Here is a 16,498-nt window from a genome sequence, read left to right on the forward strand (position 1 = left end):
CTCGGCCGCCCCTAGCGCGGCTTGTCGTTGAGTTGAAATTCGAGATGCGCCTGCACCGTCGGCCATTCGGCGGCGGTGATGCTGTAAACGACAGTATCGCGCAGCGTGCCGTTCGGCGCGATCTGATGGCTGCGCAGGATACCGTCCTGCTTGGCGCCCAGGCGCTCGATGGCGCGGCGGCTCTGGTGGTTGAAGAAATGCGTGCGGAACTCGACCGCGATGCAGTTCAGCGTCTCGAAGGCATGGCGCAGCAGCAGCAGCTTGCACTGCGTGTTGAGCGGGCCGCGCTGCGCGCTCTTGCCATACCAGGTCGAGCCGATCTCGACGCGGCGGTTGGTGGCATCGATGTTCATGTAGGTGGTCATGCCGACGATCTTGCCGCCGGCATCGAACACGGTGAAGGGCAGCATCGAGCCCGCGGCCTGCAGGCCTAAGCGGCGGTCGATCTCCTTGCCCATGTTCTCCGGCAGCGGGATTGCGGTGTACCACAGCTTCGACAGCTCGCCGTCCTTGACCGCCTCGACCAGCCCTTCGCGATGGTCATGCGACAGCGGCTCGAGACGGGCATGCTGTCCGCGCAGGGTGACGGGATCGGGCCAGGGCATTGAAGTCTCTCTCCGTTGTCATTGCGAGCGAAGCGAAGCAATCCAGAGTCTTACCGCGGAGGTAGTCTGGATTGCTTCGTCGCTTCGCTCCTCGCAATGACGGCTTGGCTCACTTGTTCAAAAAATTCAACGGCAATCCGCCGCGCGGCCAGTCCATGGCGATCAGCTCGCCCTTGCCCGACAGCGTGATGTAGGCGGTCTTCAGCTCGGGGCCGCCGAAGGCGATGTTGGTGGTGACGCGGTCGCCGGTCGGAACCTGTTCCACCAGGGTGCCGTCGGGCGCGATCACCGAGATGCAGCCGGAGACGAGCGTGGCGACACAGACATTGCCGTTCGCTTCCACCGCGAGCGAGTCGAACATCTGGTAGCCGCCAAGGCCGCAGATCGGCTGGCCGCGCTCGCCGCGATAGATCGGATCGCGCGGCTTGAGCGTGCCCGGCGCCGAGAGCTCATAGGCCCAAAGCCGCCCGGTCGGCGTCTCCGCGATGTAGACCGTATTCTCGTCCGGCGACAGGCCGATGCCGTTCGCCGGCAATACGCCATGCACGATTTCGACGATCTCGCTCATGCCGGGCTTGAGGTAATACATGCCGCCGACGTCCATCTCGCGCGCGCGCCGCTTGCCGAGGTCGGAGAACCAGAGTCCGCCGTGCTTGTCGAAGACGAGGTCGTTCGGCCCGCGCAGATCGTGCGCGCCACATTTGGTCACGACGGTCTCGACCTTGCCGGACTGCAGGTCGACGCGCTGGATCGCGCCGCCGAGATAATCGTCCGGCTGCGGGCCGGGCATGATCATCTTGCCGGCCGGAATCCAGGAGAAGCCGCCATTGTTGCAGACGTAGATCTTGCCGTCGGGTCCGAGCGCGGCGCCATTCGGGCCGCCGGGAATCTTCGCCACGATCTCCTTGCGGCCGTCGGGATAGACGCGCGTCAGGCGCTGTCCCCGGATCTCCACCAGCACCACCGAACCGTCCGGCATCACGACCGGCCCTTCGGGAAATTCGAGGTCGGTGGCGAGAACGCGGACGCTGGACATTGGAGACCCTCCCGGCAGCTTGTTATGGCTTGCACGGGATGTCCGGCTCGGGCCCCCGCAGGCAAGATTTGCCTGCGGTTATGGCAAAGTCGCCGGGGCTTGCCAAGCAAGCGGGACGGTATGCCAGCGTTGCGTGTTACTCTCGCACCGGTATCCAGATTTCAAAGCCGCCATGGCCGGTCGCGGGATCGAATTTCTCGTCATAGCGCTCGAAGTTGGGCGCGTCCGCGGCTTTCAGGCCAGACGCCGGCAGCCATTGATTCCAGATCGTGTTGACGGTGCGCCGGATCGAGGCGACGTGATCCTTGTGCGTGAACACCGCATAGCGCTGCTCCGGAATGCGGATGCGACCGAAGCGGCGCGGCAGGTCGGAGAAATCGGCGACCTCGACGCCGGCAATGTAATCGAAATTGCCGGCATCATCGCCGTTGCAGCAGACGCCGTAGGCGACGTGACCGACCCGCGCGGGCATGTCGGCGACCTCCTGATTGAAGCGCTGCCACAGACCAGGGATCATGGCACCGTTGTCGCAGGAGATGCGCTCGGCGCAACCGGCGACGAGGAAGGCCTTTGCGGTCTCGAAACGCGGTGGGGCAAGATGGTCGAGCATGGTGGAATCCATGAGGATCGGCTCCTGTAGCCTGAGCTGGTTGACGCACGCTGCCGCCCTCACCGCTTCGGGCGTGGTGCCGAATTGGTCGCGGAACGCGCGGGTGAAAGCTTCGTGCGAGCCGTAATCCGCCTCCAGTGCCAGCGACAGGATGTCAGGTGCGCCCTTTGCCAGACTGCGCGCCGCCTCCGTCAGCCGCCGCGCGCGCACGTAGCGCATCACCGGCAGACCGACGGCTGCGGCAAACGCACGCACAATGTGGAACCGCGACACGCCCGAGATCGCAGCGATCTCGTCGAGCGTCATCGGCTCGGCCAGATGGCTCTCGATATACCAGAGCGCGCGCTGGGCTGGATTCATGGCGGTTCAGGCTCTCGTTCGAAGCGCGGTGATGATGCGCCGATCGGCATCACTTTGCTTGATCGGCATTGCTGTCGTTTGCATGAGGATAGCCGGTCAATGGAAGCTGGCAACGCCCCGGTGTTCGTGGCTACACTCGCCGAAACCGCTCACGAGAAAGAGGAACCGGGTCATGGAAATCACCGATGTGCGGGCGCACCATATCCGCATCCCCTATGATGCCGGTGTCGCGAGCTTCCGCCAGGGCGCGTCCGCCATCACCGCACTCGACATGGTCCTCGTCGAGGTCACGACCGATGCCGGGCTGACCGGCTGGGGCGATGCTTTCGCCTATGTCTGCCCGCGCACGACGCGCAGCGCCGTCGAGGAGATGATCGCACCGCAGGCCCGCGGGCTGGAGGTGCCCGATGCGGCCGGCATCCCCGCCGTGATGGAGCAGATCCAGCGCAATTTGCATCTGTTCGGCCGCTACGGCATCACCATGTTCGCGATCTCCGGGCTCGATATCGCATTGTGGGACCTCGCCGCGAAGGTCGCGGGCGTGCCGCTGCACCGCCTGCTGGGCGAGATCAGGCGCACGGCGATCCCGGCTTACGCGAGCCTGCTCCGGATCGGCTCGCCCGACAACATCGCCGCCGAATGCAGGAAGGCGCTCGCGCTCGGCTATGGCGCGATCAAGCTGCACGAGACCACGACGCCTGCGGTGCTTGCCGCGCGCGAAGCGATCGGTCCGAGGATTCCACTGATGGTCGACATGAACTGCCCGCTGACCGGGGAGCAGGCGATCGCTTTCGCGGCGACATGCCGCGACGCGCAGCCGATGTTCCTGGAAGAGCCGGTCTGGCCGCCGGAAGACTTCGCCACGCTTGCCGAGGTGCGCAGCAACAGCGGGCTCGGAATTGCCGCCGGCGAGAATGCCTGCACCGAATATCAATTCCGCCAGATGATGGAAGCGGGCGCGGTCAGCCACGCCCAGCCGTCAGTCATCAAGGTCGGCGGCATCACGGAATTCCTGAAGGTCGCAGGCTTGGCCGATCGGCTCGGCATCAGGATCGTGCCGCACTCGCCTTACTTTGGCCCAGGCCTGCTGGCGACGCTGCATCTGCTCGCGACGCGCGACGACGGGCTGGTCGAGATGTTCTATTTAAAGCGCGAAGCCTGCCTCTGGGGCGGCCGCGCCGATGTCGATGCAAGCGGCCATGTCGCGGTGCCGGCGGGTCCCGGGCTCGGCTACGAGCCCGATCGTGGCGTGATGGAGCGATATCGCGTCGCGTGATCGACGCGCCTATTTCGCAGCATCCTTCGCCGGCGGCGCGTCCTGCTTCTTCTTCAGATCCTCAGTGGTCTTCGCCTGCGCGGCCTGGAGATCGAGAAGCGTCTTCTGCAGGCCGGCGATGGCTGTCTTCAGCGCATCGATCTGGCGATTGGCAACATCCAGCTTTTGCTGATGGTCGAGGCTGAGCTTGGTGATCGTCTTCTGCAGGAAGTCGACATTGCTCTGGAGGCAGCTGGTGCGGCGCTCCATGGTTTTCTCGACCGTGCAGATCTCGATGCCGGGCACGTCCTGCGCGAGCACCGGCAGAGGCGCCAGCGTGGCGAGCAGCAACATTGCGAAACAAACTCCGGCGTTTCGAAGCAGCATGAAAGTTCCTCGGCCAGTCGATCACATCAATGTGCGCTGTTTGCGCGCTGCAGCGTGAGGCTACCACACTCGCACCGCATTCTCGCGTTGAGCTTGGGCCCGTTCCCCTGGGACGGGGAGCAGTGAACCGCATGCGGGAGAAGTGGGCGCTCTCCGCGGCTTTGTTTAGGGGAGATTTTTGGAATGGCAACGCGCGATAGACGTTTGGCGGAATTCGACGGCGCCGGAGAACCACCGCCGGGCCTGCCACTTGAAGTGCTGTGCGAGGATCACAGCGGGACGTATCAACTGCCGTTCGCCTGCCGCTATGTCGAAGGACGCTGGCAAAACCACGAGGCCGGGATTGCGGTGGAAGCAACCGTGATCGGCTGGCGCCTGCCGCGCCTGAAGCAGCGCGGGGCCGCCTGAAGGCGGTGTCTGTTTCAAAATGCGACGGGGCCGCGCTGCGCTTTAACCTTCGGAACGCGGCCCGAACGAATCACGTCCGAATCAGCCGAAGCGCCTTGTACGCACCTGTTCACGGCTAGATCTCGCTGCGGTTCGGCAGGCGCGCACAATATCTGCGCAGCCGGCCGGATCGCAGGCGCCTGTCGCCGGGTCCAAAGGTTAATTGTTGCAAGGGCATAGCGCCGCGGTCCGCAGCGGAGGGCCGCCGCCCTCGAAACAGGCACAGCCGTGCAACGCCTGCCTAATATTCGACCTCGAGCTCCTCGATCTCGGCCGGCTCCTCCTTCGCCGCCGCGACCCATTCCTGCATCTCGGGCATGGCCATGATGGTGTCGGCATAGGCCTTGAGCGGCGGTGCGAGCTTGACGTCATAGGTCACGAAGCGCGTTACGACGGGAGCGTACATCGCATCCGCCATGGTGCGCTTCTCGCCAAACAGGAAGGGACCGCCCGATTTCTCCAGGCAGTCGCGCCAGATGAACCAGACCCGGTCGATATCGGCCTGCGCCCGCGACCAGATCTTGAAGCCGGGAAAGTGCCCCTTCAGGTTGACCGGCAGCGAGGCGCGCAGCGTGGTGAAGCCGGAATGGATTTCGCCCGAGATCGAGCGGCAATGGGCGCGCTGGATGCGGTCGGCCGGCAACAGGTCGGCGTCCGGCATGACCTCGTTGAGATATTCGGCAATCGCCAGCGTGTCCCAGACCACGGCGCTCTCGTGCCGCAGGCACGGCACCAGGATCGAGGACGACAGCAGCAGGATCTCCGCACGCGCCGACGGATCGTCCGGCGCGGTGACGATCTCCTCGAAATCGAGCCCGGAGAATTTCGTCAGCAGCCAGCCACGCAGCGACCAGGACGAGTAGTTCTTGCTGCTGATGGTCAGTGTCGCCTTCGCCATAGAGCCCTTCCCTCACGCCTGGGCAACGCACCGCCGCGCGTGCGTGCCCCTGATCTGTGCCTACCCGACGGGGCGCAGCAAGCGACATGCCAATTTTCCGGGCGGTCCGGCTCCCGTCTGGCTTCGATATTGCATCACGACAGGAGGCAAGTGGGCGCTTCAGTATGATGTCGATGTATTATCAGGCTTTTCAGAACCACATGGACCTGACGGCGCCATGGCGCGCGGGGGCTTCGTCCGCACTCAAATTCCTCAATCTGGTGCCTCAGGGCTCATCGGACCAAGTGGTCGGCCGGCTTTCGGCCGCGCTGGAGCTGATCTCGCGCTCCACCCTCACCTATGACCGTCCCGCCTACGGCATCGACAGCGTCATGGTGGGCAACCGCGAGGTCGCGGTCAGCGAGGAGATCGCCTACGCGACGCCGTTCGGCTCGCTGCTGCACTTCAGGAAACACGGCGTGGCCGAGCAGCCGCGCATGCTGCTGGTTGCGCCGATGTCCGGACACTTCGCCACGCTCCTGCGCGGCACCGTGAAGACGCTGCTGCAGGACCACGACGTCTACATCACCGACTGGCACAATCCGCGCGACATCCCGCGCAGCGAGGGCCGCTTCGGGCTCGACGACTACACCGAGCACCTGATCGACTTCCTCGGGCAGCTCGGGCCGCGCCCGCACATGGTGGCGATCTGCCAGCCGTCCGTCTCCGCGCTCGCGGCCGCCGCGATCATGTGCGAGGACAACCATCCCTCGCGCCCGGCGACGCTGACGCTGATGGCCGGCCCGATCGACACACGGATCCAGCCGACCAGGGTCAACGAATTCGCCAAGAGCAAGCCGATCGAATGGTTCGAGCGCAATCTGATCAACTACGTGCCGGTGCAGTGCCGCGGCGCTCTGCGCAAGGTCTATCCCGGCTTCGTGCAGCTCACCGCCTTCGTCTCGATGAATCTCGAGCGCCACATCAAGCAGCATCTCGACCTCGCCAACCACATCGCCAAGGGCGAGAAGGAGAAGGCCGCGACCATCAAGACCTTCTACGACGAATATTTCGCCGTGATGGATCTGCCGGCCGAATTCTACATCGAGACCGTGCGCGACGTGTTCCAGGAGCATCTCCTGCCGCAAGGCAAGCTGATGCATCGCGGCCGTCCGGTGAACACCAGGGCGGTCAGCCGCATGGGGCTGATGACGGTCGAGGGCGAGAAGGACGACATCTGCTCGATCGGCCAGACGCTCGCCGCCCAGGACCTCTGCACCGGCGTACGCGCCTATCGCCGCGTCCACCACATGCAGGCCGGCGTCGGCCATTACGGCGTGTTCTCCGGCAAGCGCTGGAACAACGAGATCTATCCGCTGCTGCGGGATTTCGTGCACGTGAATTCGTGAGGCGCACGCCGGGGCGCACGAGAGCTACTCTTCAAGCTCGTATCGCGCTGGGCCACGCGATGATTTGCCCTGACATCACAAGGCGGTCGCGCCCGCTCTCCTTGGCGGCGTAGAGCGCCTTATCCGCGGCCGCTATCAACGACGTGAAATCAGCATTATCGCCGAACGACATATGTGTGGCGCCACCAATACTGAGGGTGACCTGCTTGGATGGCGGGTTGAGCGCGTGCAGGATGCCGAGGTCTTGAATCGCTTGCCGGATTCGCTCGCCGACCTGCTCGCACCCTCCCGGGTCCGTATTTGGTAGCAGCAAGGCGAATTCCTCACCACCATACCGAGCGGCCAAGTCTGCTGGCCGCCGGGCCTGTTCTGCCAGGACCCCGGCGACCGAGCGGAGACATGCATCGCCCGCCTGATGCCCGTACTGATCATTGAAACTCTTGAAATGATCGACATCCATCAGCAACAGTGACAGAGGCCTTCCTTCGCGCCTGGCTCGGTCCCATTCCGCCTCTAGCCGCTCGTCGAAGTGTCTGCGGTTTGCCAAGTCCGTCAGGCCATCCGAACTGGCGAGAGCCGCCAGCTTATCCTCCAGGTCCTTACGTTCGGTCATGTCGCGCGAGATCGCCACCACGCCGTTGATGTCTCCACTCTTCGCACTCCTGGCGACGCGCAGCGCGGTTTCGATCCAGACCTCGCCTTTCTCGCGATGCCGAGTGCGATAAGTGATTCTCGCCTCCTCGGCTTCGCCGTTCATCAACGCGGAGATCGTCTCCTCAACCCGCGCCAGATCCGCCGGATTTATGCCGGCGAGGGCCGACGTATCCACCAATTCGTTCGGAGCCCAGCCGAGGACTCGCGCGCTGGACGGCGACGTATAGAGAATCCGTCCATCGACCGCTATACGCATGACCATGTCTCCCGACTGCTCCGCGAGGAGACGAAAATCCGCCTCCTTGGCGATCAGAGCAGCGGCCATCTTCTGCCGCATGTGCAACTGGCGCACCAGCCAAACCCCTGCAACAGCGAGCCCTCCTATCAGTCCCAGCACCGCAACCACGCGCGTCAGCGCCGCTTTGCGCCAGGGGGCCAAGACGTCGTCTTCCGATTCCGTCGCAACCACGACAACAGGGTAGCGACTGCTGAGTTGATAAAAGCTCAGACGCCGAACGCCGTCGAGAGGCGACGTGAAGTAGTAGACGTCCGCACTTGGCCGCTCGCGGAAATTCCTAAAAAGCGGTGCATTCGACAGATCGCGACCCGTATATCCGTTGTCCGGGCTACGCGCGAGGACAACGCCCTTCGCGGTCGCCAGTGCAATTGAGCCGTTCTGGCCAACGTCGAATCCGCGATAGAATTTCAAAAAATAGTCGACATCGATCGTGGTAAGAGCCACTCCGGCAAAACTGCCGTCAGGATGATCGAAGCGCCTTGACGCTGTGATGATCCATTGCCCCCCCGATCTGCTCCTCACTGGACCCCCAATGAAGGTTCCTCGCTCAGCCACGGCGCGATGATGCTGGAAATACTCGCGGTCGCTATTGTTGAGGCCGGCGAAATCCACGGGCTCGCTGGTTGCGAGCCAGCGGCCGGTCTCGTCATAGACGAACACAGCTCGAATCCGGTTCGCGGCTTTGCGCCGGGAAAGAAAGGTCTGAATCTTCGCGATCGCCGTCGGGCTGGTCCCCTCGAGTTCGAGTTGGCCGACCACCACATTGAGAACGGTGTCCGCGAGTTCGAACGTATCGTCCGCGTGTTGCGTCACCGACCGGGCCAGATTGGCCACGTCTGTTTCGGAGCCCTTCAGCAGCGTCTGTCGCTGGGACCACTCCCGCCAGCCGCTGAGCGCGACAATCGCCAAGCAAGCGACCGCCACGAATGCGGAGGCCCAGAGCGTCAGACGCCCCTTCCGAAGATCGCTGCGGTGATCGATCAAGAGATGCTCCCTGCACCCTCAACCCCGTAAACGCCTTGGGCTAAAGGATGGTTGCTCGTTCCGCTTGTGATTTTTTGGGAGAACACCGGAAGGAGATTGACGGCATCGATGAGCGGCTTGACCGTCGATCGATAGCGCATGGACTGGTCCGGCGAGAAGGACAACACAGCAATCAACTCGGCGCGACGGCTTCGATTACTGTGCCGGCCACTCGGCCAAAGCCAGGTTCAGTAAAACTCGTCGGATGCAGGCTTCGAGCTCCGGCAAGAAGTGCAAAATCGTCTGTCCGCGGTTGAGGCCGAATGACCATGCTCTCTGCCGGCAGACGCTCGGTCGGCGAGACCGACGCGGGCTTCGCGCCGCCTGCAACAATGTGGGGCAACGGTGCGGCCATCAACCAGATGTTCTTAAGCATCGCCCTATTCACCGAGCACGCGACGACACCTTTCCGCTTCAGACGGGCGACGGTAAAGAGCTTGCGGATCAGCAGGTCTCGTTCAAGCGACTGCGGCAATTTGAACTGCACCCCGATGAGCCGGCCCCTTTGTTGCGCAATCACCGCATCGACCCATCCGACCTGCATGATGTGCACGCGCAGCGGTTCTCCGGCGCGAGGACAGTCAATACCGGAGCCAAGCAGAACGCCGGCGCCAGAGAGGGAGATGTTGCTCACGCGTCCAGAAAGCTGCTCGCCGGTCGCGGTCTGGATCAAGATAGTTTCGTCGATGTCGAAACGCTCCTCGGTACGTCCCATCCGCGCCTGCAGCGAGGTCATGCAGACGAAGAAAAGCACGACGATGTTCACGACCGACCAGAAGGCGACCATCGGTAGAGCGGCCGGATGATCGATGATGCGCCATTCCGGGATCGTGTTCAGAACCACACCGACAACCGTCAACGCCATCAAGACCGCCGACGGCCAGAATATCTCCGCAGCGTAACTTGCGCGCCGCGCGGCAGCGCCCTTCGGCGTCACCCTGAACGCATGTCCCGCCGGCTTGACGAGAGTCCCCAGCACCGTCGGCAATATCTTGAAGCTCTGGATCGTCGCCGACACCTGAGCGGCGAGCGGAAAATGCACGTGCGGCGCGAACCAGGAGATGCCGCCGTTGAGCGCCAGGATCGCGGGGAACAAGTAGTAGAACACCGATTCGGGGGTGACATCGACGACAGGCGCCAAGCCGGTCCACATGAACACGATCGGAACCACCACGACCATGAGCGCCCGCAAGCCCAATGAGAGCCAATGCGTCGGAAAGAAGAGGAGCCGATGCATCAAGCCCAGTCCGGGGCCGAGCGGACCGGCGGCGAGGTACAGCGTCTGAATCGCGCCACGCGCCCAGCGTTGCCGCTGCACGAAAAAGGCATCAAGGCTTTCCGGCGCCAGTCCAATCGCCAGCGGTTCGCAGAGATAGCGGGTGACGTATCCCTTGCGCAGCAGGACGAGCGTCAGCAGGATGTCTTCCGTAATGGACTGGGTCGGCAAGGCATCGCCTACCGCGCGGAGTGCTGCGCGACGCGTAACGGAGTTGGACCCACAACAAAAGGCACCATCCCAGCCGTCGCGCGCGGGCATGATGGAATCGAAGAAGAACCGTTGCTCGTCCGGCAATCCCCTGTGCAGGCCGAGATTCGCCTGCATCGGGTCCTCATTGTAGAAGGCGTGCGGGATCTGAACGATTCCGACCTTTGGATCAGCGAAGAAGCCCATCGTGCGCATCAGGAAATTGCGCTGCGGCACGAAATCCGCATCAAAGATCGCGAAGAGCTCGCCGCTCGTCTTGGTCAGGGCATGATTGATATTGCCGGCCTTGGCATTCAAATTGTCGGCGCGCGTGAGATAGCCGGCGCCCTTTTGCGTGCAGAGTGCCCTGAGCCAAGGCCTGCGACCATCATCCAAGACCCACACCTGGACGTTCGGATAGTCCAGGCACAGCGCGCCGGTGATCGTCTTTTCCAGCACCTCGAATGGCTCGTCGTAGGTCGGAATAAAGACGTCGACCGAGGGCAGCTCATCATCCGGCAGGCTGCGAAGCCGACGCTCGTGCTGATCTGCTTCGCTTCGGCGATCGGTCCTGCGAAGGAACGTCAGATAGAGAATGAACTGATCTGTGAAAGTCAGAAGCTCGACGAACAGACAGAACCAGATCCAGCCGACCTGATACCAGGTCCCGCTTGCCGGCAGCACTGTGGTGAAAATACGCCATTCGAGATAGTGGGCCACCACAAGCCAAACCACAACAAAGACCGCAAGACGCGCCCAAGGGCGCGCGACCGGAAAGGTCGGCGCCAACAGATACATCGCAGCAAAGATGCCCAGCATCGGCGCGAACAGCTGAGAGAGAGGCAGAGTCATGGCTTGCATGGAACATCTCGCTCACAGGAGCGATTGGTCGAGTTCCAGGCGAGCGGTCAGCCATTTCAACTTCGAGCTGACCAATCGTAGCAGGCCGTCGGCTCTGCGCTCGAAGCGCACCTCAGCCAATCGTCCGATATCGCAGGAGCCGTTGCGGTCGGCCGACGTCTCATTGGGCGGAAGCGATATCTCAATGGTAATGTTGCCCGGATCAGGCCGCGGCACCCGAGCCGCAAGCAGCCGATCATCGCCGTACGCGGCCGATCCGCGGACCTGCCGGATCTGGCCGCTCTTCCATTCGCGACTCCCAATCAGACGGACGGTAGCCGCATCTCCAGCCTTGATCTTCTCGAAATCGCGCTCGGGTAGTTCAACGACGATAAACCGGCGTTTGCAATCTGCGAAATCGAAGACCGACTGCCCTTCCGTGACCATCGAGCCCGGGCTGGCCGCGACCGACCAAACCACATGGGCTGCGGGCAAGGACAGATCGTAGTGATCGAGACGATCAAGTCGAGTACGTTCCTCTGCAATTTCCGCGGCCAACTGCGCGGCACGTGAGCTGTTCTGCAACAGGTCTGTCTCGAGCTCCTGGCGGCGGAGGACAAGCCGCTCGCGCTGCTGCTGAGAATAGGGCACGTCGTTGGCATCGCCACGAAGATAAATGCCCTTGTCGGCCGCCCCCAATTCCGTCTTGAGGCGCCGCAGGCGTTCATCGGCCATCTGGCACCGCGTTGCGGTTGCCTCCTGCGAGGCCTGGGCCTCACCGGAGCGGATCTGCGAACTGATGCCGAGCTTCACGAGCCTCTCCATCCGGCTCGCGACATCGTTCCGCTGCCGCGCCTCAGCGAGACAGCCGCCTTTTTCAACTTCCGTTTCACCTATCTCGTGGCGCAGGCGCGCTACCATCCCCGAACGATAGTCCTCGCTTCGCTCGCGGAGCTTGCGATCGAGCTCGGCGATTTCCTCGAGTTGCCGGCGTGCGAGCTCGGCGCGTTTGGTGGACATGGCCAGCTGCTGATCAAGGTCCATGAGGTGCCGGCGATCCGGCGAACGCGCCTCGACCAGCGGCACCATCCGGGTGTGCTCGAAATATTCGCCCTTGCGTGGAAGATCTGACGAGAGCTGACCCGCCATCGGCGCAGTCACCCGCATGAGCTCGGCATTGACATAGGCGGAGGGGGCGATTCGGTAGGTCACATACGGCAACAGGGCCCATCCGCTGAGAGCGATGATCCCGAGCGCCAGGGACCGCCGAGCGATCCGGCTGCGAATGAAACGTTCGACATGCAGGCGAACCACGACTGGATCTCCAAATGGGCTTTGGTCGCTCCGCCTGCCCTTGCGAAGGCAAGCCTATCACCGCATGGCCCAGGTGTTGGCATGAAGCCTGCGCCTTGAGACAATGAGCAATCCGACAACAGCTGCTTGCCGAAATCAGGATTCGCCGCCGCAGCAGACTCCCCCTCGCAACCACGAGAAGCATATCTAGCTTTCACCACAGCAGGTTAAGACGTGTCAAAACCGGAGAACTACGGCTCGGGAATCGAGAACAAGATGCCGACCTATTCTGGCTTGAAGTCGGCGCGGCGCTTGTACTGATCGAATGGCGGCGCGGCTAACGCCCATTCCTAAGCAGCTCTTTCGCTTCCGCGAATTCGGGAAGACCATGCTCCGCCTCGAATTGAGCGACCACGGGCGCAAGCACTTTGGATAGCGTACGCGCTCGGCCATTTGTCTTGTACAGGCGTGCAAGTTCAAGAGCGCTGCGCAGCTCAAAGGTCTTGGTCTGCTGATGTTGTGCGATGTCCAGCGCCCGCTTGAGGGCGTCTTCGGCACTGGATTCGTCCGAAGGATTATGGCGCGATAAGAGTTTACCGCGGACACGATGCAGCTCGGCATCAAGCCAATGCTGGCCGGATTGTCCCGTCCCGGCGATCAATTCGTCCAGGATTTCCAGCCCGGTCTCGACGTCGCCTAAATCTGCAATCGCCAGGGCGACATGCATCCCCCAGAACGGTTCGCAGAGGTAGCAATCGTTCTCGTGCAGGAAGGTCCAGCCGTGACGCATGTCCGCCAGTCCGGTCAGTCGGTCTCCCGCACGCCACTTGGCGAGGCCGTTCAGGTAGGTGCCGGCGGCCACGTACAGCGGCATCGTGTGGTCGCGCGCGAGACCGAGCGCCAGGATCGTCTCTGTCTGCTGCAACATGCCCCCGCATACTCCGTCGAACACCGCGCGATGAACCAGCGCATTGGCCTGGGACAGCGCCCGTTTTTCTCCCGGAGTACCCACCGCTTCCGCGGCGAGCTTGCGCGCACGAGCGATGTCGCCAAGCGGCCAGAGCACCAAAGCGAGAAATCGCATGATCACGAACGGGAGATCCAGCGCCGAAGCCCTGAAGGTCGCGGGATCCGGTTCGGCCCGATAGATCGCCAGCGCCCGCTCAAGATGCGTACGCGCGTTCAAATACTCGCCGGCGAACCAGCAGGTCACGCCCCCAGTCCAATGGGCCACGACGGCGGCCACCGGCGAGTCCGGCCGTCGCTCAGCGGCGCTCCTGATGGCATCCGCCAGCTCCCGCATCGGAGCAAGTTCGCCATGGGTCAGGCAGGCATTGAAGAGGCCGGAATGGACCGGCGCAAGTTCAACGGGATCATCGATACCGGCTGCGAATTGTCGCGCGCGCGTCCATGCGGCGACCGTTTCCGGAGCGCTGTGGCCGAGGCTGCCCCGCAAGGCACGGCCATATGCGATTTGAAGATGCAGCCTGCTCATCATCCGGTGGGGCTCGCCAGGCAATTGATCGGCGATCGCGATGGCCTTGCCGAGATGCGCGATCGCCTCGGAATAGGCCGAGCGTTTCAACGCCTGCTGGCCCGCCTTGCGCCACCATTCGAGGGCGATCTCGCTCAGCCCCGCCTCGGTGAAGTGGTGCGCGAGAACTTCCGGCTCGGTCTCGGCGACGATTGGAAACTTGTCGCGCAGGACATCGCCAATCCGTGTGTGAAGCACCTGCCGTTTGCTCTTGAGCAGGCTCTCGTAGGCCGCTTCTTGAACAAGGGCATGCTTGAAACTGTAATTTGCTTCGGGCGGTGTCCCACGACGCAGCAGCAGTTCGGCCTCTTCAAGTTGTCCCAGCGCCGCGCCCAGCGTCAGATCGTCGCGTCCCGCCACGGTTTTCAGCAGCGCGTACGAGAAGTCGCGGCCAATGGCGGCTCCTATCTGGGCCACCTCCTTGACCGGAGCGAGCCGATCAAGCCGCGCCATCAGCGAATCCTGCAGCGTCGCAGGGATAGCAAGCGGCGGCAGCGGATTATTCAGGCGGTAGCGCCCGGCATCCTCAACGAGCAGCCCGGACTCCAGCACCATCTTGGTCAATTCCTCGACGAATAGCGGAATGCCATCGGTCTTGTCGATGATCTGCTCCATCATCTCGCGTGGCAGCTGGCGACCGACGACAATCTGCTCGACGAGCGCGCGCGTGTCCTGCCGATCGAGCCGGTCGAGCCGCAACAGACTGACGTTGGCGAGGCCCGACCAGGAGGGCTCGAACTCCGGCCGGGACGTCAAGAGCACAAGTATCGGCAGTCCCCTGATCCGATCGACCGCGAGATCGAACAGTTCAAGTGTCGTGGCGTCGGCCCAATGCATATCCTCGCAGATGATCAGCAGCGGCTGGCCTCGCGCCAGTCCCTCAAGCTGATCGAGAAGGGCGGCAAAAGTCTGCCGCCGCTGCTGCGCCGGGCTCAAGCCGAGGGGCGGGCAATGGTCGCCGGTGGGAATCGAAAGCAGAGCCGCAATGAGCGGTGTTGCCCGGGCGACCTGCTGGGTTCCTATTGCGAGCATTGCCTCGAGCTTGTCGAGTTTTTGATCCGCCGTGTCGTGCGAGCGAATTCCGGCGGCGCGCTCGAGCTGCGCGACGAAGGGATGAAGCGCACTATTGGTGTGGTAAGGCGAACACTGATATCGCACGCGACGGTGCAACCCCAACGAGGGGCTTTCCGACAGCGTTGCCACAATACGGGACTTGCCGATGCCCGCTTCGCCGGAAATCAATACGAACTGGCCCCGCCCCTGCCATGCCTCCCGCTGGCGCGAGAGGATGAACTCGATCTCGTTCTTGCGGCCGACAAAACCGATCGAGCGCGCGGCACGAACTGCCTCGAAGCGACTCTCGGATGCAGTCGCGCCTTCCACCGCCCAGACCGCGATGGGGTCTGCCATTCCCTTGACCTCCCGACGGCCGAGATTGCGCAGGGAGAACAGATCGCCAAGCAGCCGGCGCGTCGATGAAGCAACGACGACGACCCCCGGCTCCGCCAGACTCTGGAGCCGGGCGGCGAGGTTTGGTGTGTCGCCGATGGTTGCGTGCTCCTCCGACGCATCTCCGCTGATGAGGTCGCCGACCACCACAAGTCCGGTCGCAATTGCGATCCGCAGTTCAGCTCGTTCGTCGGTCCCTGTCTTGAGCTGGCGTATCGCGGAGATCATGTCGAGGCCGGCGCGCACCGCGCGCTCGGCATCATCTTCGTGGGCGCGCGGATAGCCGAAATAGACGAGTATTCCATCGCCGACGAATCTGGCTATCCTGCCATCATAAGCAGCAATCACGCTCGCGCAGGCAGCGCGATAGGCCCGGATCACCTCCCACATATCCTCGGGATCGAGACGCGCCGAGAGCGCAGTCGAGCCGACCAGATCGCAAAACATGACCGTGAGATGACGCCGCTCGGCGTCCTGAGGAGGAGCGGGAGATGCGATCAACGCGGCCGGATCGAGGTCAGCGATAGCACGCAGCATCTTGCGGCGATGGCCGAGCAGGACTCCGAGCTTATCGAAGTCCTCTTCCATCAGTTCGGGAAGGACGCCTATGTCGATTCCATTTTGGGCAAAGCGCTCCGCGTATTGCGCAAGCCCCAGCTTCTCGAGCCACTCCGCAATCTGCATTGGCTCCACCGATCGTGTGGTTAGCGGTTAGCAGAAGTTTTGGACCAAGGCGCGCGGGGACAATATACCAACACCACCATGATGGCACGTCTTGTTTGTTGCGCGACAACTTAGGTTTCTCATTGCCGATATCACTTTCAAGTGGTGACGCTGCTCGATGCGAACGGCTTTGCTACCAAACATCGTCGGCACGCAGCATTGGGCGGCGGAGGTTGCGATGAGTCGTGGCGGTCATTTCGAACCGAAACCGAACCAACACTGCGGCTTGTGCC

At 62.9% G+C, this 16,498-nt stretch carries 12 protein-coding genes; 3 read left to right on the plus strand and 9 right to left on the minus strand.

The features are described 5' to 3' along the window. Positions 1–11 precede the first annotated feature (11 nt). From I6F36_RS10415 to I6F36_RS10425, 3 genes are all read right to left on the minus strand, one after another. Positions 12–605: a GNAT family N-acetyltransferase gene (locus tag I6F36_RS10415; RefSeq protein WP_109144724.1), complete on the minus strand. Its 594-nt coding sequence runs from the start codon at positions 603–605 to the stop codon at positions 12–14. A 109-nt stretch (positions 606–714) separates the two neighbouring features. Then, complete coding sequence (locus I6F36_RS10420) at positions 715–1,641, minus strand: SMP-30/gluconolactonase/LRE family protein (RefSeq protein ID WP_036013170.1); 927 nt, start codon at positions 1,639–1,641, stop codon at positions 715–717. Between the two features lie 136 nt (positions 1,642–1,777). Beyond that, a complete protein-coding gene (locus tag I6F36_RS10425) occupies positions 1,778–2,611 on the minus strand; it encodes an AraC family transcriptional regulator (RefSeq protein WP_225134534.1) in 834 nt (277 codons plus the stop codon). A gap of 172 nt (positions 2,612–2,783) precedes the next feature. Between I6F36_RS10425 and I6F36_RS10430 the strand changes: the two genes are divergently transcribed. Next, positions 2,784–3,887 carry a mandelate racemase/muconate lactonizing enzyme family protein gene (locus tag I6F36_RS10430; RefSeq protein ID WP_225171389.1) on the plus strand — a complete coding sequence of 368 codons (1,104 nt, stop codon included), beginning with the start codon at positions 2,784–2,786 and terminating at the stop codon, positions 3,885–3,887. A 9-nt stretch (positions 3,888–3,896) separates the two neighbouring features. On the opposite strand, the gene I6F36_RS10435 is transcribed toward I6F36_RS10430, so the two are convergent. After that, entirely contained in the window at positions 3,897–4,253 is a 357-nt protein-coding gene (locus I6F36_RS10435; RefSeq protein WP_225171390.1) for a hypothetical protein, read from the minus strand. Between the two features lie 183 nt (positions 4,254–4,436). On the opposite strand from I6F36_RS10435, the gene I6F36_RS10440 reads away from it, so the two are divergent. Then, entirely contained in the window at positions 4,437–4,661 is a 225-nt protein-coding gene (locus I6F36_RS10440) for a hypothetical protein (protein WP_036028537.1), read from the plus strand. 280 nt (positions 4,662–4,941) lie between these two features. Here I6F36_RS10440 and I6F36_RS10445 read toward each other — a convergent pair whose 3' ends face one another. After that, positions 4,942–5,598 carry a glutathione S-transferase family protein gene (locus I6F36_RS10445; RefSeq protein ID WP_109144728.1) on the minus strand — a complete coding sequence of 219 codons (657 nt, stop codon included), beginning with the start codon at positions 5,596–5,598 and terminating at the stop codon, positions 4,942–4,944. A gap of 164 nt (positions 5,599–5,762) precedes the next feature. Between I6F36_RS10445 and I6F36_RS10450 the strand changes: the two genes are divergently transcribed. Continuing rightward, positions 5,763–6,986 carry a polyhydroxyalkanoate depolymerase gene (locus I6F36_RS10450; RefSeq protein WP_085969180.1) on the plus strand — a complete coding sequence of 408 codons (1,224 nt, stop codon included), beginning with the start codon at positions 5,763–5,765 and terminating at the stop codon, positions 6,984–6,986. Between the two features lie 31 nt (positions 6,987–7,017). On the opposite strand, the gene I6F36_RS10455 is transcribed toward I6F36_RS10450, so the two are convergent. The 4 genes from I6F36_RS10455 to I6F36_RS10470 all read right to left on the minus strand — a co-directional run bounded on the left by I6F36_RS10455 (position 7,018) and on the right by I6F36_RS10470 (position 16,226). Further along, a complete protein-coding gene (locus tag I6F36_RS10455) occupies positions 7,018–8,922 on the minus strand; it encodes a diguanylate cyclase (RefSeq protein WP_225171391.1) in 1,905 nt (634 codons plus the stop codon). Between the two features lie 172 nt (positions 8,923–9,094). Continuing rightward, positions 9,095–11,287: a glycosyltransferase gene (locus I6F36_RS10460; protein WP_225126052.1), complete on the minus strand. Its 2,193-nt coding sequence runs from the start codon at positions 11,285–11,287 to the stop codon at positions 9,095–9,097. Positions 11,288–11,299: 12 nt separating this feature from the next. Then, complete coding sequence (locus I6F36_RS10465; protein ID WP_225171392.1) at positions 11,300–12,580, minus strand: HlyD family secretion protein; 1,281 nt, start codon at positions 12,578–12,580, stop codon at positions 11,300–11,302. Positions 12,581–12,896: 316 nt separating this feature from the next. Then, entirely contained in the window at positions 12,897–16,226 is a 3,330-nt protein-coding gene (locus tag I6F36_RS10470) for an adenylate/guanylate cyclase domain-containing protein (protein WP_225171393.1), read from the minus strand. Positions 16,227–16,498: the final 272 nt, after the last annotated feature.

Origin of the sequence: Bradyrhizobium sp. BRP19 (assembly GCF_020194195.1) — a bacterium.
GTDB classification, from domain to species: Bacteria; Pseudomonadota; Alphaproteobacteria; order Rhizobiales; family Xanthobacteraceae; genus Bradyrhizobium; species Bradyrhizobium yuanmingense.